Origin of the sequence: Prevotella sp. lc2012, from assembly GCF_900107065.1 — a bacterium.
Lineage (GTDB): Bacteria > Bacteroidota > Bacteroidia > Bacteroidales > Bacteroidaceae > Prevotella.
Genome location: NZ_FNUF01000006.1, coordinates 107,507 through 126,403 on the forward strand (window position 1 = coordinate 107,507; position 18,897 = coordinate 126,403).

General features: G+C 47.6%; 18 protein-coding genes. 7 read left to right on the forward strand and 11 right to left on the reverse strand.

Annotated features, from left to right (window positions below):
- Positions 1-85 precede the first annotated feature (85 nt).
- From priA to BLU99_RS11465, 7 genes are all read right to left on the reverse strand, one after another.
- Entirely contained in the window at positions 86-2,356 is a 2,271-nt protein-coding gene (priA, locus tag BLU99_RS11435) for a replication restart helicase PriA (RefSeq protein ID WP_255397559.1), read from the reverse strand.
- 7 nt (positions 2,357-2,363) lie between these two features.
- A complete protein-coding gene (locus tag BLU99_RS11440) occupies positions 2,364-2,975 on the reverse strand; it encodes a porin family protein (RefSeq protein ID WP_091902245.1) in 612 nt (203 codons plus the stop codon).
- Between the two features lie 116 nt (positions 2,976-3,091).
- A complete protein-coding gene (gene gldN, locus BLU99_RS11445) occupies positions 3,092-4,189 on the reverse strand; it encodes a type IX secretion system ring subunit PorN/GldN (protein WP_255397560.1) in 1,098 nt (365 codons plus the stop codon).
- A gap of 40 nt (positions 4,190-4,229) precedes the next feature.
- Positions 4,230-5,795, reverse strand: a complete 1,566-nt coding sequence (gene gldM, locus BLU99_RS11450) for a type IX secretion system motor protein PorM/GldM (RefSeq protein ID WP_091902246.1) — start codon at positions 5,793-5,795, stop codon at positions 4,230-4,232.
- A gap of 3 nt (positions 5,796-5,798) precedes the next feature.
- The gene (gene gldL / locus BLU99_RS11455; RefSeq protein WP_091902247.1) at positions 5,799-6,488 is read right to left on the reverse strand and encodes a type IX secretion system motor protein PorL/GldL; all 690 of its coding nucleotides are present in this window, start codon (positions 6,486-6,488) and stop codon (positions 5,799-5,801) included.
- Positions 6,489-6,524: 36 nt separating this feature from the next.
- The gene (locus BLU99_RS11460) at positions 6,525-7,961 is read right to left on the reverse strand and encodes a T9SS ring complex lipoprotein PorK/GldK (RefSeq protein ID WP_091902248.1); all 1,437 of its coding nucleotides are present in this window, start codon (positions 7,959-7,961) and stop codon (positions 6,525-6,527) included.
- Positions 7,962-7,995: 34 nt separating this feature from the next.
- Positions 7,996-8,931 (reverse strand): PorP/SprF family type IX secretion system membrane protein, encoded by a 936-nt coding sequence (locus BLU99_RS11465; RefSeq protein WP_091902249.1) that lies wholly within the window; start codon positions 8,929-8,931, stop codon positions 7,996-7,998.
- A 274-nt stretch (positions 8,932-9,205) separates the two neighbouring features.
- Between BLU99_RS11465 and nrdD the strand changes: the two genes are divergently transcribed.
- The 7 genes from nrdD (at position 9,206) to BLU99_RS11500 (ending at position 15,386) form a co-directional block, all read left to right on the forward strand.
- Positions 9,206-11,302, forward strand: a complete 2,097-nt coding sequence (nrdD, locus tag BLU99_RS11470) for an anaerobic ribonucleoside-triphosphate reductase (RefSeq protein ID WP_091902267.1) — start codon at positions 9,206-9,208, stop codon at positions 11,300-11,302.
- Between the two features lie 5 nt (positions 11,303-11,307).
- Positions 11,308-11,775: an anaerobic ribonucleoside-triphosphate reductase activating protein gene (gene nrdG, locus BLU99_RS11475; RefSeq protein ID WP_091902250.1), complete on the forward strand. Its 468-nt coding sequence runs from the start codon at positions 11,308-11,310 to the stop codon at positions 11,773-11,775.
- Positions 11,776-11,942: 167 nt separating this feature from the next.
- A complete protein-coding gene (locus BLU99_RS11480; RefSeq protein ID WP_091902251.1) occupies positions 11,943-12,461 on the forward strand; it encodes an RNA polymerase sigma factor in 519 nt (172 codons plus the stop codon).
- 14 nt (positions 12,462-12,475) lie between these two features.
- Positions 12,476-13,051, forward strand: a complete 576-nt coding sequence (locus BLU99_RS11485) for a hypothetical protein (protein ID WP_091902252.1) — start codon at positions 12,476-12,478, stop codon at positions 13,049-13,051.
- Positions 13,052-13,074: 23 nt separating this feature from the next.
- A complete protein-coding gene (locus BLU99_RS11490) occupies positions 13,075-13,914 on the forward strand; it encodes an alpha/beta hydrolase (protein WP_218128547.1) in 840 nt (279 codons plus the stop codon).
- 563 nt (positions 13,915-14,477) lie between these two features.
- Positions 14,478-15,098 (forward strand): hypothetical protein, encoded by a 621-nt coding sequence (locus BLU99_RS11495; RefSeq protein WP_091902254.1) that lies wholly within the window; start codon positions 14,478-14,480, stop codon positions 15,096-15,098.
- A 3-nt stretch (positions 15,099-15,101) separates the two neighbouring features.
- Entirely contained in the window at positions 15,102-15,386 is a 285-nt protein-coding gene (locus BLU99_RS11500; protein WP_091902255.1) for a winged helix-turn-helix domain-containing protein, read from the forward strand.
- Between the two features lie 142 nt (positions 15,387-15,528).
- Here the strand turns inward: BLU99_RS11500 and BLU99_RS11505 are convergent, their stop codons facing one another.
- The 4 genes from BLU99_RS11505 to BLU99_RS11520 form a co-directional block, all read right to left on the reverse strand.
- Entirely contained in the window at positions 15,529-15,750 is a 222-nt protein-coding gene (locus BLU99_RS11505; protein WP_021852076.1) for a DUF2795 domain-containing protein, read from the reverse strand.
- A gap of 78 nt (positions 15,751-15,828) precedes the next feature.
- Positions 15,829-16,377 (reverse strand): cob(I)yrinic acid a,c-diamide adenosyltransferase, encoded by a 549-nt coding sequence (locus BLU99_RS11510; RefSeq protein WP_091902256.1) that lies wholly within the window; start codon positions 16,375-16,377, stop codon positions 15,829-15,831.
- A gap of 21 nt (positions 16,378-16,398) precedes the next feature.
- The gene (locus BLU99_RS11515; RefSeq protein ID WP_091902257.1) at positions 16,399-16,938 is read right to left on the reverse strand and encodes a hypothetical protein; all 540 of its coding nucleotides are present in this window, start codon (positions 16,936-16,938) and stop codon (positions 16,399-16,401) included.
- Positions 16,939-17,149: 211 nt separating this feature from the next.
- Positions 17,150-18,349: a hypothetical protein gene (locus BLU99_RS11520; protein WP_091902258.1), complete on the reverse strand. Its 1,200-nt coding sequence runs from the start codon at positions 18,347-18,349 to the stop codon at positions 17,150-17,152.
- Between the last annotated feature and the right edge of the window lie 548 nt (positions 18,350-18,897).

An 18,897-nucleotide genomic window follows, 5' to 3' on the forward strand; every position in this document is an offset into this window, starting at 1 on the left:
CATAGACAATACAAGAGCCTCCACAGAAATCTGCGGAGGCTCTTGTATTATCACGTGTATTCGATATTGCCCATACGCTTCTTCTTTATAATGGATCGACATCGTAATAGATCTGGAGGGAGGCATAGCGCTTGTCCTGAAGCATCTGCTGTTGGGCGAGTGTCAGGTACTTACGCACATCGGCCATGTTCAAGCCGAGCTCAAGCTTGAGCACAAGCTTACGGATGGAGAGCGACTTCACCTTTGCCACGGAGGGCTTATCAGGACCGAGAACACGACTGCCAAACCACTGGCGCAGACGACTGCCCAGTTCGATGCCTGCCGTCTCGACGAGGCTGTCGGAGCGATGCTTCAGATAGACATCCACCAGTCGGTAATAGGGCGGATAATGAAACTGTCGGCGCTCGGTAACCAGTGAACGGTAAAAGGCCGAATAGTCGTTGTGCACAACCTGCTGGATGACGGGAAGGTCGGGACTCTTGGTCTGGAGGATCACAAGACCGCGCTTGCCCTTACGACCGGCACGACCGCTGACCTGTGCCATCATCATGAAAGCATGTTCGTAGGCGCGGAAGTCGGGATAGTTAAGCATCGTATCGGCATTAAGGATACCCACCACGCTGACTTTGTCGAAGTCTAGTCCCTTTGAGATCATCTGTGTACCAATAAGCAGATTGGTGCGCCCGGCGGAAAAGTCACTGATGATCCGTTCATAGGCATGACGACTGCGGGTCGTATCAAGATCCATACGGGCAATACGGGCCTCCGGGAAGATGTCACGTACCACATCCTCAATCTTTTCCGTACCGTAACCACGTGTCTGCAGTTGCGTACAACCACAGTTCGGGCATTCTGTCGGCACCTGATAGGTATAGCCACAGTAATGACAAGTCAACTGGTTCATATTCCTGTGCAACGTCAATGAGACATCACAATGCTGGCAATGAGGGACCCATCCGCATTGCTTGCATTCTATCATCGGGGCATAGCCACGACGGTTCTGAAAGAGGATTGCCTGTTCTCCGCGCTCCAGCGCCTCACGAACCCTCGCCAACAGTACGGGAGAGAAAGGGCCGTTCATCATCTTACGATGCTGCAGATCCTTGATATCTACAATCTGGATCTCGGGCATCTCGATGCCCTTATAACGCTGGGACAATTCCACAAGACCATATTTCCCGGTCTTGGCATTGTGGTAGGTCTCCATCGACGGGGTTGCAGTACCGAGCAGGGTCTTTGCTCCAAACATCTGAGCAAGGATGATAGCGGCAGAACGGGCATGATAACGTGGCATGGGATCCTGCTGCTTATAACTGGTCTCATGCTCTTCGTCGACGATCACGAGGCCGAGGTTCTGGAAAGGTAGAAGGACGGCACTACGGGCACCAAGGATCACATCATAGGGGTTCTGGGAGAGTTGTTTCTGCCAGATCTCCACCCGTTCCGCATCAGAATACTTGGAGTGATAGATACCCAATCGATTACCAAACACATGTTGCAATCGCTGCATGATCTGTACCGTCAATGCTATCTCCGGAAGCAGGTAGAGCACCTGCTGATGCCGTTCAAGAGCCTGACGGATCAGATGTATATATATCTCGGTCTTTCCACTGGAGGTCACTCCATGGAGCAACGTAACGCTCTTCTTCAGAAAAGAGAACTGTATCTGATTAAATGCCTCCAGTTGCGGTGCATTGAGTGGTTTGACATTCTCAAGATGAGGTTCTCCACCATGATTCAGGCGCCCCACTTCACGCTCATAGGTCTCCAGAAGGCCACGCTTCACCAAGGCATTCAGCGTCTGGAGCGTTGCATGACTGGCATTCATCAGTTCGTCACGTGTAATCTCGACAACAGACTCCCGACATTCGGAGCCCTCCAACGTGTCCCAGTGAGAAAGGGCGAGATAGTCGACAAAGGCAGCCAACTGGCGGTCGGCTCGATGAAGCATATTAAGTGCCGTATGGAGTGCGTTCTCATTCCGGAACTGTGGAGTCAGGCCGATATACAATTCCGTCTTCGGCTTGTAACCGTCTTCGGCCTTCAGTCCTGATGGCAAGGCCGCCTTATAGACCTCACCAATAGGAGACATGTAATAGTCGGCGACCCATCTCCATAGTCTCAGTTGACTGTCGAGCAGCACAGGAGAATCATCAAGCACCTGAAGGATTTCCTTGGTCTGATATCCTTCAGGTGCCCGCTGATGTGTTTCAGAGATAATACCGACGTAGGTCTTGTTTCGTCCTAGCGGGACTAACACACGCACACCTCGCCGTACCTGTCCCTCCAACGGCTGTGGAACGGAATAGGTAAACACGCCGTCAAGCGGCAAGGGCAGGATAACGTCGGCGAACAATGTCTGTCTAGAAGAAATAAGCAGCGGAGATCTGCCATGATTTCGGCTTGGCGTCGTCGGTCTTGATGGTTGAGTCGATTGCATCACTGAATGTTGCATCAGCCGTCGACCCCATGGCGATGTTATAACAGAAACCTATCTCCAGATGCTTCGACAGATAGACACCAGCTCCAAGGTTCACACTGAAACTCGACTTTTTCAGCTGGAAGGTGTTACGACGACTCTCACGATCAGTCCACTCGAACTCATCGTCACCCACATTAAAGCCAAACTGAGGACCAGCGGCAAAGTAAATACCGGCCTGACTACCAAGCCCAAGCTTCCAACGAAGATTCAGAGGAATGAGAATATTCTTCTGGGTAATGGTCTCATCATTCACCTCTGATTTCTTCTGATCATAGAAAGCAGAGATATCGACACCCAGTCCACTGACAGGAAGCGACACCTGAGCCGTCGGACCGAAGAACCAGCCGGTCTTATTGGATGTGTCAAACACGCTCTTATTGAACCTCATCTCTGTCACATCAAGGCCACCTTTGAAACCAAACTTCAAACCCTGTGCCTGCACTGCCGTCATGGCGGCCGAAAGCAGAACCGATAAAATAAGAATTCTCTTCATAATTGAATACTGTTAAAGTTTCTCTTTACCAAGACGACAGTTATTTCGTCATCTTTGATGGCAAAGATACGAATTAATGTCCGATTACCAAAGTTCTTCAACCGTATTTAACACATTTAATGTCTTTGCCTACGAACGGTAACACGGGCGGAACCACTGTCGCTAGCACGTTTTGAGGCCGAAGACTTTGTCTTTTTCACCTGCGTACGACGAGGTGAGGTGGTCTTCGTTTTCACAGCTTTATCAGTCTTCACACTGAGGGCTGCCACACTGTCAAGCGAGTCTTTCTTCTCCTGACTGCCAAAGATGGTCTGATGGAACGCCGCCAACTCTGCCTCGATGCGTTTCTGTTCTGCCGTCATCTTATCCATGTCACCGCCACAGAGCTGCAAGAGTGTCTTTCCCTGTGCGTTGTTTGTCTTATAGATCTTACCACGGTACATGTTCAGCGTAAAGTAGTCGTCCATAGAAACCATAGCGGCGTTATTTAGACTGCTCGCCATCACGTTCTGTCGGTTCAGGAAAGGCTCCAGATCACTATACTTCACCCAGAAAAGCGGATATGGCGTTGCATTCGTATCATCGCCAAGACTGAAGTCATCCTCCCGCATCATCACCGGACAGAGAGCCAGTACCTTGACATGAAGTGACGAATTTGCCTGATCATAATAGGCACTCTCCTTCAGATAGAACTTCTTGACCTCTGCAGAAGGGATGTCGCTGTTATCGACCTTTAGCTTTCCATCCTGTTCCTCATAGAAGATATGATAATTGTCGAGCACGGTCTTCATACTAACCCTTGCCTCATCGGAGAAGTTATCGCTGCCATCTGTCGGATACTCATAGATAGGAATATAACCGTTCTGGGCCAACTTAAAGATATAAGTAAACAGGTTTACCTGACGACCCTGCGGCTCTACTGGATAATAGAGACCGGTATTGGCATCCTGCGTCAGGTCTATCTCTCGGTAGATATCACGACGCCAGACCACCTCTTCCGGCATCTCCAAGGCTGTCGGGAACGAGATCTGTGCACGCATGGACATGGCCTGAGACGGACTCTTCTGACGGTCTGTCTGTTGTCCCTGACGCTGCTTAGGTTGCGCCGAACAAGTTGACAACTGAACATTGAAGACTGAGAACTGCAGGCAAGCAACTACGATTATCAGTCTCAGCACTATATTCCCTTTTGTATTCATTATCGTCTGTTTCATATGTTATACCATTTTCAACCATTCAATCCTCGGTGTGCAATCACTTCACAATCACCTCCATCGGATTCTGTAGTGTTCTCGTCAGACCGTCGGGACCCACCACCGTCACACGAGAGACATAGAAGCGACGGTTTCGAGACAGTTTTCGGAACGTATCTTTCTGTCGGGCGGAGAACGAGGCACCATCAGATACCATCGGCACTGCATTTCCCATATTGTCGAAGAACACCGTTTCAAAGCTCTGTACGCGGAAAGCGATATCAAGTATCCCATCGTCGATAGCAGCCCCGATGGCATCGGCAGCCACCAACTGCCCCTTTGGCAGAGCACCACCTTTATAACGGGCAGGATTACCATGCTCATCCCGCATGGTGATATACGGGGTCGGATCAGGCAACTTACGCACTCGGAAGGAGAACTGCCCCATCTGCTGGGTTCGTCCGGTGTTGGTGGAGAAAACCGTAAAGGTCACATTCTGTCCCACCTTCGACGGTCGGGCGATATAACGTCCTGGTCCTACCGGCTGTAGCGTTCCGCCCGTCATGGATGCCTGTACCTTGCTCAACGGCACACCTGGAACACTGATACTGATTGGGTTATTATATCCAGCATAGAGAACATTCATCAGATCAGCCGACACTGTTGCACTCGGATCAACCACCGTATATTTCTGCGAGAAATCACGACGGATACGGTCGCCATTGCCGTTCACAGTCTCCATATAACCTGCTAGCGTAAAATCGCCTGTACGATTGCATGTGGTCTCATAGAGCCCGTCGTGAAGATTCACCTTCTGATTACCTATATAAATGTCCGGTGTCTGTGTCGTATCCACTGCTGCCATCACAATGCGCGCCGAGAAACGGTCACCTCTCACGATTGTCTGGGAACTTGGAATGACAAACGCATCAAGCAGGTTCACGCGGATATCCTTCACATCAATATTTGACACTAACGTATGCAGCACTTCGCCCTCGGCATAGCGTACGTCACTCTGCAACTTAGAAAGCAACGTAACAGCTGCGGCGGCTGGCATCGACTCGAACATATACTCCTGCCAGTTTTTGCCCATTGTGACAGCGTCCTTTGGGATTTCCGTCGTTAAGTTACTGGCAATAATCTGCTTCTGTCGCTCATCAGTCACCATCATCAGCATCCGCTGTCGGAACGAATTGATGGCCCGGAACAACTCTCCGCCCCTACCGCTGCCTGGAGCCAACATCACCTGACTGGCAGCCTCGAGGTCTTCCTTGTTCTTGATACGACGGACATCTCCGTTACGACCATCGGCCTCCTTGACAATAGCCATCTTCAAGTCTGCGGCAAGGTTAAAGAGCGAGTCGCTCATCTGTCTGACCTGCTGTGCCTTATCATACCACATGCCCACCTTTTGAGGATTCGACTTCATCTGGGCCTCAAATGTCTCATAGATAGTCTGATTCTCCTTAGAGGAATTACTGGTCGTACGGTTCAGACTATCCTCTACAATAGAGAAACCATTGAGCACCTCGCTGGACACGTTGAGTGCCAACAGCGCCATCAGAACGACATACATCAGATTGATCATCTTCTGACGGGGGGATACGGGTCGTTTCTTGATTGCCATGTGCTATCCGTTCATCTTTGCCGTCATCGCCTCGATCATACGGGCATAAATCTTATTGAGCTCTGCGATCTGGGATGCCATCTTACGGGTCTGCTCATTAACCTCGTCGATGGTGCCAATCTGTGAACTGGCACTCTTCAGCTGCATCTCATAGACCTTACTGATACCTGTCAACGTACGGTTCAGATTCTCCATCTCCTCAGAGTCCTGTGTCAGTCGTTCACTCTGTGTCGACACTTTTGAGAGCATCTCCGTCAGTCGTTTCAACTCATCCACATAATGAGATGTTGCTTCCTCCATATCCGGACTCACGACCGGTATACCGCATGTGCCAGTGGCCACTACTGGTCCCGTAGCCTTGGACTCCACAGGGGTAGCAACCACCGCAGCATTAACAGATATTGGCTCTGCGGTATCCTTACCAATCTTCATATGAGTATCCAGATCCATGCCGTCGGTCGTCTTATCAAAGGGACGGTCAAAGGCTGAGATGAAGAACACAAACACCTCTGTTCCCATGCCAAGGAACAGGAAGAAGTTTGCTCCCGGAAGATGGGTCAACTTAAAGAGCGTACCAAGAATCACGATTGCAGCACCCCAACTATAGGCATAATTCAGGAACGTCTGCCCCGGCACGCTGTCCATCCACTTTTGTAAGCGATAGACGAAATTATATTTACTATATGTAGTCATCGGAACAAAAACTATTTATTATTTTCCCGTTAATGATTATTTCTTCTTGCGTTTGGTCTGCTTCGCCTTCTCACTGGTTGTATTGGCGAGACTGCGCACACATCGGAAGCCGATATATGATCGCGGCTGGTTCTGGTACTCTGACGAACGCCAGGCTGAGCGGATATACGACTCAGGGTCTTTCCAGGAACCACCACGCACACTCTTTCTCTTCAGACGATACGGATCCTCCAGTGCCGCATTGTATTTCAACTGCGGATTGATATCATTCATCGCCTCGACACCTGCCTCGGTATAAATGGTGCTTGTCCACTCCGCCACATTGCCTGCCATGTCATAAAGTCCATTGGAGTTGGCGGCATAGATACCCACCTTACTGGTAATCAGGTTTCCATCCTTGGTGTAGTTTCCGTCGTCGGGCTTAAAATTGGCAAAGTAGCATCCCTTACCACTGGCCACATCCTCATTGTCCCACGGGAACTCATTCTGATCCTTTCCACGGGCCGCATACTCCCATTCGGCCTCTGTCGGCAATCGATAGCGTTGTACGTATCTTGCCGCCGGCCCCAGTCCCTTCAACAGATACTCTGTACGCCAAGCACAATAGGCATTCGCCTGTTCCCAAGTGACCCCCACAACTGGATAGTCGTTATAGGCAGGATTAGAGAAATAATAGCGCAAATACATCTCATTGTCGGCATTAGGAAAATCGTTGACCCAACAGGTCGTATCTGGAAATACATTGACGATATAGGTGTTCAGGAAATCCCACGGTCCCGACAACTGACGGTTGATGGTCTCACGAATGATACGTCCTTCATCATCGACATAAGCTGTATCTTTGGATATCCACACCTGTTGTTCCGGATCCACTGTGATATCCGTGTTCAGGTTACGCTCCTGCGGATCTAGACGGTTACGACGAAGGGCAGCTGCGGTATAATCGTAGATCTCATAGCGGTAGTTCAACTGACGATAGTCGAGCATTTTGTCGCCGGTCACTGGATTCGTCACATACATCGCATCAATGATCTCCTGTTCATCCTCGTTCGGCTTACGGGGCAAAGGTTTCTTCCAGTTCAAGCGCGAACCAATCTCCTCACCATCGCGATCTGTCCTGACGGTCTTGTAGGTCTCGTCAATCTCGGCCAGCCGCTCACGAAGGATGGAGTCACGCACATAGTTTACGAACTGACGGTATTTCGAGTTCGTCACCTCCGTCTCATCCATCCAGAAGCCTTCCACAGAGATGTCACGCAACGGGGTCTTCTTACCCCAAAGTGTATCCTGCTTCTCAATACCCATCTTCAGATGTCCACGTTTCACCAGCGTCATCCCATATGGAGTCGGCTCCGCAAAGGCTCTACCACTCGTACCCGTCACTTCTCCACCGCCACCCGACATGGTCATCTTACCACCGTAGCAACCAGTCAGAAGTAACAGACTTGCAAGACAAATTATTCCTCGTCTCATATCTCTTTCTTGATTGTTTTCACCTTATATATTATTATAGGAACCTGACACTCTTATGTAGGTTTCGCCCTTTCTTAAACAAATCCAACTCGGTCTGATAACCGATGAAGAGCTCGTGGCTTCCATGAATGAAGCTAATGGCAGAGGTATATACCTCATAACTATATCCGACACGGATACCACGGATATCTCCTCCCAATTGGAGCGTCACAGAACGGGTCGGACTATACGACAGTCCTGCATACATGACCCTTTTCTCATGGGTGTACATCAGACGGCCCGAGATATCTGCTCGCCAGTCTACCCCATCTGTCCGTCCCAAGAGGGAGGTGTGTATGGATAAAAACGGATGACTCAAACGAATATTGTATCCACCGCTCAAATAATATGTAGGAGAGATATCCAACTCATTGGTCTCACCCAAGTCCACTTGCGGTGAGTTCAGGTGCATAGCCGAGACACCGACATACCAGTCATGACACCTGTAATAGGCACCTATACCCACGTCAACACTCGACCCGTCAACCGACGACGATGTAAATGCCGGGTCATCGGCATCATCCAGATCTAGTCTTGAACCGTCGAAATGCTCACTAAGCATACCAGCCTGAGCACCAAGACTAAATGTTCCACCCCACATACGGGATTGCCAAGCATACTGTAGGGCAACACGTTTATGCGTAAACAGTCCTATGGCATCATTCAAAAGCTGTACCCCTACCCCATGATGGGTACCAAAAACATAAACTGGCATGTCGGCCGATGCATACATCGTGTTCGGATGATGATCAAAACCGGCCAACTGGATGGCATAGACCGCGACTGCATTCAGTTTGTTCTCCTTTCCTACTGTAGCCGGATTAAACGACGGTTCCATCGCCCAATAATGGGAGAATGCCACATCATACTGTGCCACCGAACGGACTGAAAGCAACAGTACTATTAGTAATATGCAATAACGTCTCAACACCTTCTCTATAACGTACTATTAGGCTTCTTTATTGCATACTACCATATTGCACATGCGTTTTTTCGCCAGTCGTCCCGATTCTGGACATCAAGACTTCTCTCTTTTTTATATTTTTTTTAGATATTAGCATTAGCAGTTTTGGGAATATTTTGTATCTTTGCAAACGGTTGATGTTTCCCAAAACGGGAAACTTTTCCAAAACTAAAAACCAAAAAGTTTCCCAAAACGGAGAACTTTATAGGAGAGAGAACGACAATTATTAACGATGATACACATGGAAATGAAAAACTTTACCATCACGAAAAGAGACGGATCGAAAGATCAATTCTCTTTGGACAAGATTATGAATGCCATTGTCAAGGCATTCGACAGTGTGGACTGCCCCGCAGATCTAGGAACCATCTCCAAGATCCTCAGTCACCTGGACATCCACGACGATATCACGGTGGAAAACATCCAGAATCAGGTAGAAGAGGCGCTGATGCGCGAAGGCTATTATCAGGTAGCCAAATCGTTTATGCTCTATCGTCAAGCTCACTCTGAAGATCGCGAAACACTGGCAAAGTTACAATTCCTGTCAGAATACTGCGATTCTGTGAACGCTGCGACTGGATCGAAATACGACGCTAACGCTAACGTGGAGCACAAGAATATCGCGACCCTTATCGGAGAGTTACCGAAGTCAAACTTCATCCGTTTGAATCGTCGACTGCTCACCGACCGTATCAAAAAGATGTACGGCAAGCATTTAGCCGACGAATATATCGACAAACTGACACATCATTATATATACAAGAACGACGAGACGAGTCTTGCCAACTATTGTGCCTCGATCACCATGTACCCATGGCTTATTGGTGGCACCACCAGCATCGGTGGCAACTCGACGGCTCCAACCAACCTAAAGTCGTTTGCTGGCGGCTTCGTCAACATGGTGTTTATGGTTAGTTCTATGCTCTCTGGTGCCTGCGCTACTCCAGAGTTTCTGATGTACATGAACTATTTCATCGGCAAAGAGTATGGACTAGACTATTGGAAGCGTCCTAACGATCAGGCTGACCTTAGTCTGAAAAAGCGTTCTATTGACAAAGTAATCACCGACTATTTCGAGCAGATTGTTTATACATTGAACCAACCAACAGGTGCTCGTAATTATCAAGCCGTCTTCTGGAACATTGCCTATTACGACAAGTATTATTTCGAAAGCATCTTCGGCGACTTCTACTTCCCCGATGGTTCCAAGCCCGACTGGGATGGTCTGTCTTGGCTGCAGAAACGCTTTATGAAGTGGTTCAACCACGAACGTACAAAGACACTGCTAACCTTCCCTGTGGAGACGATGGCACTGCTGACCGACGAGAACGGCGAATGCAAAGACCCGGAATGGGGCGACTTCACGGCAGAAATGTATAGCGAAGGACACTCGTTCTTTACCTATATGAGTAATAATGCCGACTCACTGAGTTCCTGCTGTCGTCTGCGTAACGAAATCACGGACAATGGCTTCAGCTACACCCTCGGTGCCGGAGGCGTGTCTACGGGTTCTAAAAGCGTGCTCACCATCAACCTGAACCGCTGCATCCAATATGCGGTAAACCATGAGATTGATTACTTAGAATACCTGGGCACCATCATCGATCTTTGTCACAAAGTACAACTCGCCTATAACGAGAACCTGAAGGAACTACAGGCTCACGGGATGTTGCCGCTGTTTGATGCGGGCTATATCAACATCAACCGTCAATACCTGACCATCGGCATCAACGGACTGGTGGAGGCAGCTGAGTTCATGGGACTGAAGATCACCCCGAACGATGACTATCTACACTTCGTACAAGGCATCCTCGGGCTCATTGAGAAGTACAACAAGCAGTACCGCACAAAAGAGGTGATGTTCAACTGCGAGATGATTCCTGCCGAGAATGTCGGTGTAAAACATGCCAAGTGGGATCGCGAGGACGGCTACTTCGTACCACGTGACTGCTACAACAGCTATTTCTATGTGGTGGAAGACGACTCACTCACTATCATCGATAAGTTCAAGCTCCACGGAGCACCTTATATCGAGCACCTGACAGGTGGTTCTGCCCTACACATGAACCTGGATGAACACCTTTCAAAAGAGCAGTATGCGCATCTGCTGAAGGTCGCTGCCAAAGAGGGATGCAACTACTTCACTTTCAATATTCCCAACACCGTCTGCAACGATTGCGGGCATATCGATAAGCGCTATCTGAAAGAGTGTCCGCACTGTCACTCAAAGAATGTGGACTACATGACACGAATTATCGGCTATCTGAAACGTGTCAGCAACTTCTCACAGGCTCGTCAGGAGGAGGCCTCACGCAGGTTCTACGCACACGCAGAATAGTCTGAATGCTCAAATACGTCAATACAGGCATCGTATTTCAAGAGATTCCCGACGAAGTGACACTGGCAATTAATATCTCTAATTGCCCGTGTCACTGTCCGGGTTGTCATAGCCATTATCTATGGGAGGACATCGGGCAACCTCTGGATGCCAAAGCTATCGATGCGTTCGTCAAACAGTTTGGCGACGACATCACCTGTATCGCCTTCATGGGAGGCGATGCCGATCCTATGGAGGTTAACCTCCTGGCGAAATACATCCATGAAAAGCACCCCCTATTCAAGGTTGCATGGTATAGTGGACGACTTCGGATCTCCCGCGAGATCAACAAGCACGACTTCGACTATATCAAGATCGGTCCATACATCCGTCATCTGGGACCACTGAAGAAGCCGACTACCAACCAACGACTTTACAAGCAAGATGAGGACGGTGAGTTCATTGATATCACCTCACGCTTCTGGAAGCGATAGACTAACCAACATATTAGACATCACTTCCACTATATTATATATATTAAATAGGTGTCATATCACCATAAAAGTGGATTCTATATTATTTCTCTAAAAAGTTTCAATATGGTGTAAGTTTTGGGTTTATCAGACGACTAATGGAGTAAACAACAGAAGAAAGAAAACAGATGAAAGACTCAGCCATCGACCATGTCGCATCGCTCTGCGAGGAACAAGAACAAAGGTTCCTCGATCTCATACAACAACACAGGCAGATTATCTACAAGGTCTGCTTTATGTATGCCAACAACGATGAGGCTATCAGTGATCTCTATCAGGAAGCAGTACTGAATCTCTGGACGGCGTTCCCCCGGTTCCGTGGTGAGAGCAAAACCTCGACGTGGGTCTACCGGATTTGCGTGAACACCTGTATCACCAACCTCCGCCAGACGAAGAGACGTCCTGATACGATTCCCCTGACGACATCGATGAATGAACTCTTCCCTGACACAGTAGAAAAGGAGCAACTGCACGAACTATATACTCTTATCAACCGACTCGGCGAATTGGAACGCGCGCTTATTATGCTATGGCTGGACGAGAGGAGTTATGAGGAAATCGCAGAAATACTTGATATTTCGGTCTCGAATGTAGGTGTCCGCATCAACCGTATCAAGACGAAGCTCAAGGTCATGTCGAACAATTAGAATCAGAAACAGCAATGGATTTACAAGAACTGAAACAGAAATGGAATATACTTGATGAGCGGCTCTCAACAAGTGATGTATATAACCAGCCTATGCTCACAGAGATCATCAGACGTAAGAACAAGACCTCTTACAAAGAGATCCGCAATGGTGGTCTGATCAACCTCTTCACTGCACTTTTCTTTGCTGCAGTACTTGTCCCAATAATGCACGTCAAGGGAATCTGCCACGACACATCGTTCTACATCTTAGAGGGTGTCTGTCTTCTTTGTGTACTGATGGCAGTCTGTCGCCTCTGGATCATATCTCGCTTTAATGTGCTGAAATCACCACAGCACCAGCTCCACAACCTTATCAACTATAAACGGTGTTATGCCTATGAGACCGTTTTGGGCATTCCGCTTGCAGGCAGCGGTATCTTCTTATCAATCTTTTTTGAGAATGTCGCCTCGCCAACTGGTTATTTCTTCATCGTCCTCGGTATTCTTATGGGAATAAGCTGCGGATGGATGGGATGGATAAAACACAAGACAACGATGCAGAGGATTGAGAAGAATTTAGAAGAGTTGAATGATTTTAAACAGAAATAGAATGTTTTGAGGCCATGAGAAAGATGCTATTATTTTTCGTTCTGCTTGTATCGGCAGGCATAGGAAACGCAAGAGGAGAGATGATCGTCAAGGAAACCGGTGACAGCAACCGTGTACTAGTGATGATACCTGGGTTTGCTTGTTCGGGAGATGTATGGGATGAGACGGCGGCGGCCCTCAGTCTTCAGTATCACTGTTTGCAATTGACCCTACCGGGTTTTGCGGGCGCTGTTCCAACAGAACAGCCTTCTTTCCAGAAGATGGAAGAACAGATTGTCGGTGAGTTGCTGAAGCGCCATATACAGAAAGCCTCGTTCATCGGTCATAGCATGGGCGGAGGACTGGCGATGGCTATAGCTGCCGACTATCCAGAGATGGTCGAGAGCGTCGGCATCGTCGATGCCCTTCCCTGTCTGTCTGCGCTCTACAACCCCGCATTCAAAGCCAATCCTGACAAAGACTACTCCGCAGAGGTCGAGAGATTCATGTCGATGGATGATGAGCAGTATAAACGGACGCAACAGATGGGAGCAGCTACACAAACATGCAGTCCGGAAAGAATCCCAACCATCTTGGATTGGGTCGCAAAAACAGATCGACGGACATACATTAGCATGTACCACAGCTATAGCAATACCGACCTACGCGAAACCCTCAATAGGGTCCAGACAAAAATGCTTGTATTACTTGAGCCACAGTTCCGAGGTATCGAGAACACGGTCAGACACCAATTCGCAGGAAAAAAGGACACAGAGATTCACTTTGCATCGAAAGGTCTTCATTTCATCATGTACGATGATTGGGATTGGTACATCAACCATATTATGAGTTTCTTTAACTACCACGTGGATAAAGCTGTCTAAGGTATATGTGCAAACGACTTGTTCTCATTACTAATACAACAAATCGGCATCTTAATGAAATTTCCCGTTCATTATATTGTGGTATTGCAGATTATTTAATACCTTTGCAAGTAGCCAATAACTTTTAAAAGACAATATGGAAAAGAAAACGTATAAAAAACCTTCGATGAAAGTGCTGCTGTTAGAACTACAGTCCGCGATGCTAGTAAGTAGCGACGAGTATTATTATCAAGGTGCCCCGGACGATTGACTAAGAGCAAAGTCCAAGGAATCTCCTTGTATATGCTTCTTTCGTCTCTTGACTTACACTACCTACAAAAAGACAAGCGATGAAACATTAGAGAATCATCGCTTGTCTTTTTTCTCTTCTTTTCACCCTTCAAATGTTAAATATTGCATTTGCATGAATAATTTCTTCTATAATATTTGGTTTATATTATAAACTTGTTTATCTTTGCACCGTGATTCGAACACATAAGGTCGAGGCCAGTCTATCTGCAGGAGCCTGGGCGAGACCGGAGAACAAGTAAACTAAGTCTGTAACATCAAACAACGTAAAGACAATGGAAGAAAAAAACAATCTGACTGCCGAGCGCAGTCTGGAGATAATCACAGAACAGATTGAGCGCAGTCGTCGCTCTATTACAAAGAATTCAGTATGGTCACTCATCTGGTGGGGATCATGGATCATCGTATTTTCCCTTTTAATCGCCTACCTGGGTCAGGCATGGAAAGACCTATGGGGCTTAATGTTAGTTATTTGTGCCGTTGGACAATGGTTTATCAGCAGGAGAAAGGAACCAGCCCCAAAGAGTTTTATCGGCAAGACGATAGGACAGGTATGGACCACATTCGGCCTCTTCTTCGGCACCATCGGTGTCATTCTCGGTTTCGGTGGATGTGGTGTCTTGCCAGCAGAACTGGTCCTACCCGACGGGCACATCTGTCTCAACATCACCAGTATTATCTCACTCGGTTTTGGTATTGCAGCTACTATCACGGGATTCGTTCTTGAAAACCGGATTATGCAGATATGTGGTATCATTGCTGGCTTAGGCGGTTTTTTCACAACCATGCAATATCCCCAGATAGACCAGCTCTATGTGATGGCGGCTGTGGCCTTCGTCGGTCTTGTCATCCCCGGACTCATCATTAAGATACAAACAGGTATCAAGGTCGATTAGCCTATGTTCCAGCCATTAGACCCACTACTGCACTCTGAGCTACGACTGGCCGTCATGTCGTTGCTCATCAGTACCGAAGAAGCTGAGTTCCCATACATCAAGGAACAGACAGGAGCTACGGCGGGCAATCTGAGTGTGCAGGTAGACAAGCTATCAGCGGCAGACTACATCGAGGTAGAGAAGACTTTCAAGGGCAAGCGTCCTTGCACCGTCTGCCGCATCACTGACAAAGGACGGCAAGCGTTCGAGGCTTATATTGAGGCACTGAAAAGCTATCTTCACAAATAACGAAGGTGGAACATAGCATAAAGACCGGTGGTCATCCCACCTGGTCAGACGAATGATGCCGAAATCATAAAACATCAGCGAGACAAACAATTATAATTTGTTCATCTCGCTGATGTTCTGATAATAGACAAGCACTTACTGTCTAATACTCATCCTCGTTGAAGAGGAAGTCTTCCTTGGTGGGATAATCGGGCCAGATGTCCTCGATGCTCTCGTATACATCGCCCTCATCCTCTATCTCCTGCAAGTTCTCAAGCACCTCCAGGGGGGCACCTGAACGTATTGCGTAATCTATCAACTCATCCTTGGTTGCTGGCCAAGGAGCGTCCTCCAGTTTCGATGCTAATTCCAGTGTCCAATACATATATTCTTAGTCTTTGGTTTTTACTCTTCTTTAAATTTGGACGCAAAAGTAATCAATTATTTCCTATCTGCAAACATTTTACCATATTATTTCACTGACATTTGCGTTAAAATTTATTTTTTTTGCCAAGACAAACAGGTAATCACTCAATCTGTTTATATAGCACTGTGTCTCGGGGGATACCGGGGTAAGCTCTGCCAATGCGACAATACGGCGTTCGGCGCGTCGGCAGACCGTCCTGCAGACATGAGCCTGAGCAGCTGCCTGCGTTCCTCCAGGAAGAATAAAGCCATGCCGCTCCGGCAACAGGCTCATCATCTTATCCACTTCCTGTTCCAGCAGTTCTATCTCTCCTTTGGGTAGCCTGGCGGTGTCTGACAATGCTGTCTGCGCCTGATCTGTCGCCAGATTGGAACAGACCACAAACAGGTTCTTCTGGATACGGGTAATCATCGACCGATCATTGCCTTGCGGCAGAAGGGCTGCCAACAGTCCAAGATGGGAACTCAGCTCGTCGACCGTCCCATAGGCTTCCAGTCGCTCACACGATTTCTTCACGCGAATACCACCGATGATACTCGTCTCTCCTTGATCGCCCGTACGGGTATAGACTTTAGTTATCTTCATAAGCTTATCGGTATTTATCAGTTAGAAGTTTATTATATAGTTCCTCTTATGTCGCTTCGTATCAAACAGGACAATACCACAATCATACAGATCATAGGAAATGCCTGTGCGAGGGTCTGAAACAATCTCTTGCCAGAGTCGCTTGTCGCGTCGGATATTCTCCAGAACGAGAACAGTCCGTTCGTCCAGCCCTCCGGAGGCTAACAGGCGCTTCCACTGTCCACGCACATCATCCTTCATTTCCAGTCTTATCAGTTCCAGACGATCTGTGTCGGACGTGATCACTGCCTTTCGGCACCCTGCCTGCCAGTATTCACGATAGAGTGGAGAGGTATCGAGGATCGTCTGCGGCTGCCGCCAGTTCGCCAGACGGAAATACAGGCGCCCCAACTTCCGCCTTCGGGGGCCATCTCCCTGACCGAGCGTCTCATACAGGTAATATGGCCAATGCTCATTGATGACATACCTCACAAACCAATAGTCTGTAGGCGACTGGATGCCAAAGCCACGGCAATGCCCAATCCTGCTCATCCATACAAAAGGACGCTTCAACCAATACATATGTGCAAAGATAAGAATAATCGAGGGCAGAACAAAATAAGTTCACTTATTTTTTTGCTGAGTACATGTATCTTGGCTTTTTCCGTCATAAAGATCTGGAAAAAGCGTGGAATGTCAGACACAAAACCAGCATACTTGTTACGCTGGTATACGGTATACCAAGAAAGGCCGGATTATTTTCACAATCCGGCCTTTCTTCATTGGAGGAAAATTACAACCCGAATTCAGCTGTAATCCCCCACTTCATCATATTTCCAGTATTCGAAATTGCTAAAGACTTGTACCAGTCGCCATGCAGCCGGACAAAATGTCTGCCCATCGCCATCTGGGCACCGGCACCGAGGTATGCCCCAAAGAACGCGGTGTTATCCCATTCCGTGTCCACAATCTTCTTAGACATGTAGTATCTGCTTTCATGGTTTCCATAATGTAACGTATAGAAGCCTCCAGCACGAACAAGTGGACAAATCTTTCCCTTGCCGAAGCGCTTAACAAGACCTACAGAGAAGGTCCACCTACTATCCCTTTCATATATGGTATGTGAGGGTTCATGTCCTCCAAGAACCATGACGTCGTGCTCAAACTTTGTCTTAGGAGAATACGCAACACAAAACTCCACACTACCGCCACGTACCATACGATTTATTTCCGTCTCTACACCAAGACCAAACTCTAAGGCATTACCATGATAGCTCGCATCCTCCAAAGTCTGATTGACCGTTCTCTCCTTTGAATAATATGCATAACCAGCGAATGCCTTGACGTAACATTTCGCCTTGTCGGATTTCGGCTTGTACTCATACACCATGCACGTGCTGCCATCAGTACATACATCATCATGATAGTCGCGTACGATGCTCACGAGTTTCTTTCTCGACATATCCTTGTCGTTCATGTCCTTAATGGCTTTCCATGAGTCCTTCAGCAGGAACCTCACCTTACCGTATTGCGCCTTTCTTTCCTGCTCCTTTTCCTGTTCCCGGGCCAGAGTAGACGACGTATAGAATGCTCTATTAGTAAGCTCGGCCATCTCACCATCCTCACGTTCAAAGAAGAAGTACTCATCAGAATTGTACGCCACACAATAAAGGTTCATCTTTCCCTGAACCATAAACTCCGCGAAATACAGCTGGGTGTCGCCCGCAACAGTCAGGCGACGCGTAACGAAATACTTTCCTCCCTCGTCAAACCTGAACCCTTCTATATCGCCAGGCTTATAAGTCTTGCACTCGCTCCCTCCATTAGCCCAGAAATCACATTGTCTCGAAAGTTTCTCGTTAGTACGGAAGTCTATAATTCCACGGACAGTGTCGCCATCGTTCGTGATGATAAATCCTGTTCTGGGGTTAGACTGTGCCATAGCCGCTGTTGCAGAGATTGCCAACAGGACGAAAAAAAATACCTTTTTCATTAATAATAATTCATTATGGTGTTAATAATACGAAGTTTTTAGTTTTTTGAGTAAACTGCTTTTCACCGGTCTTTGCGCTGCATACACAATGAACAGCAACATGAGAACGGCATACAAAGGTACAAATTAGATCTGAAATAAAAAAACTTTTCAAAGAAAATTTCCTCTTTACATCCATCCGTTGTCGTTCTTGATCATAGGTGTCACGATTGATCCTCTAGTTAGAGCGAGATGGATTCACACAGAATAACAAACAAATCTTGAGTTGTACGGATGTCGGCTGACAAGAAAACGCGGCAGGGCGGCATCATCGAAATAAACGTCTGACTATTAGCATGATGCCCATATTCAACTTTCTTGGAAGGTATCTTTTACGCCATAAGACATATCTCCTCTTACAGTAAAACAAGTTGTTTTACCTTCATGGAAGGCATCTCCATGACTCGTAACTCCTATCTCCACGACAGTAAAACAACTTGTTTTACTTCGAGAGATGATAGGGGAACGGGGCGAGGAGATATGGTCTTTCTACGAAAGGGATGATTTGA

Excerpts from the sequence above, each read along its gene's own strand:
- BLU99_RS11440 (WP_091902245.1), bottom strand. The coding sequence starts at position 2,975 with ATGAAGAGAATTCTTATTTTATCGGTTCTGCTTTCGGCCGCCATGACG.
- gldN (WP_255397560.1), bottom strand. The coding sequence starts at position 4,189 with ATGAAACAGACGATAATGAATACAAAAGGGAATATAGTGCTGAGACTG.
- gldM (WP_091902246.1), bottom strand. The coding sequence starts at position 5,795 with ATGGCAATCAAGAAACGACCCGTATCCCCCCGTCAGAAGATGATCAAT.
- gldL (WP_091902247.1), bottom strand. The coding sequence starts at position 6,488 with ATGACTACATATAGTAAATATAATTTCGTCTATCGCTTACAAAAGTGG.
- BLU99_RS11460 (WP_091902248.1), bottom strand. The coding sequence starts at position 7,961 with ATGAGACGAGGAATAATTTGTCTTGCAAGTCTGTTACTTCTGACTGGT.
- nrdD (WP_091902267.1), top strand. The coding sequence starts at position 9,206 with ATGGAAATGAAAAACTTTACCATCACGAAAAGAGACGGATCGAAAGAT.
- nrdG (WP_091902250.1), top strand. The coding sequence starts at position 11,308 with ATGCTCAAATACGTCAATACAGGCATCGTATTTCAAGAGATTCCCGAC.
- BLU99_RS11480 (WP_091902251.1), top strand. The coding sequence starts at position 11,943 with ATGAAAGACTCAGCCATCGACCATGTCGCATCGCTCTGCGAGGAACAA.
- BLU99_RS11485 (WP_091902252.1), top strand. The coding sequence starts at position 12,476 with ATGGATTTACAAGAACTGAAACAGAAATGGAATATACTTGATGAGCGG.
- BLU99_RS11490 (WP_218128547.1), top strand. The coding sequence starts at position 13,075 with ATGCTATTATTTTTCGTTCTGCTTGTATCGGCAGGCATAGGAAACGCA.
- BLU99_RS11495 (WP_091902254.1), top strand. The coding sequence starts at position 14,478 with ATGGAAGAAAAAAACAATCTGACTGCCGAGCGCAGTCTGGAGATAATC.
- BLU99_RS11500 (WP_091902255.1), top strand. The coding sequence starts at position 15,102 with ATGTTCCAGCCATTAGACCCACTACTGCACTCTGAGCTACGACTGGCC.
- BLU99_RS11505 (WP_021852076.1), bottom strand. The coding sequence starts at position 15,750 with ATGTATTGGACACTGGAATTAGCATCGAAACTGGAGGACGCTCCTTGG.
- BLU99_RS11510 (WP_091902256.1), bottom strand. The coding sequence starts at position 16,377 with ATGAAGATAACTAAAGTCTATACCCGTACGGGCGATCAAGGAGAGACG.
- BLU99_RS11515 (WP_091902257.1), bottom strand. The coding sequence starts at position 16,938 with ATGTATTGGTTGAAGCGTCCTTTTGTATGGATGAGCAGGATTGGGCAT.
- BLU99_RS11520 (WP_091902258.1), bottom strand. The coding sequence starts at position 18,349 with ATGAAAAAGGTATTTTTTTTCGTCCTGTTGGCAATCTCTGCAACAGCG.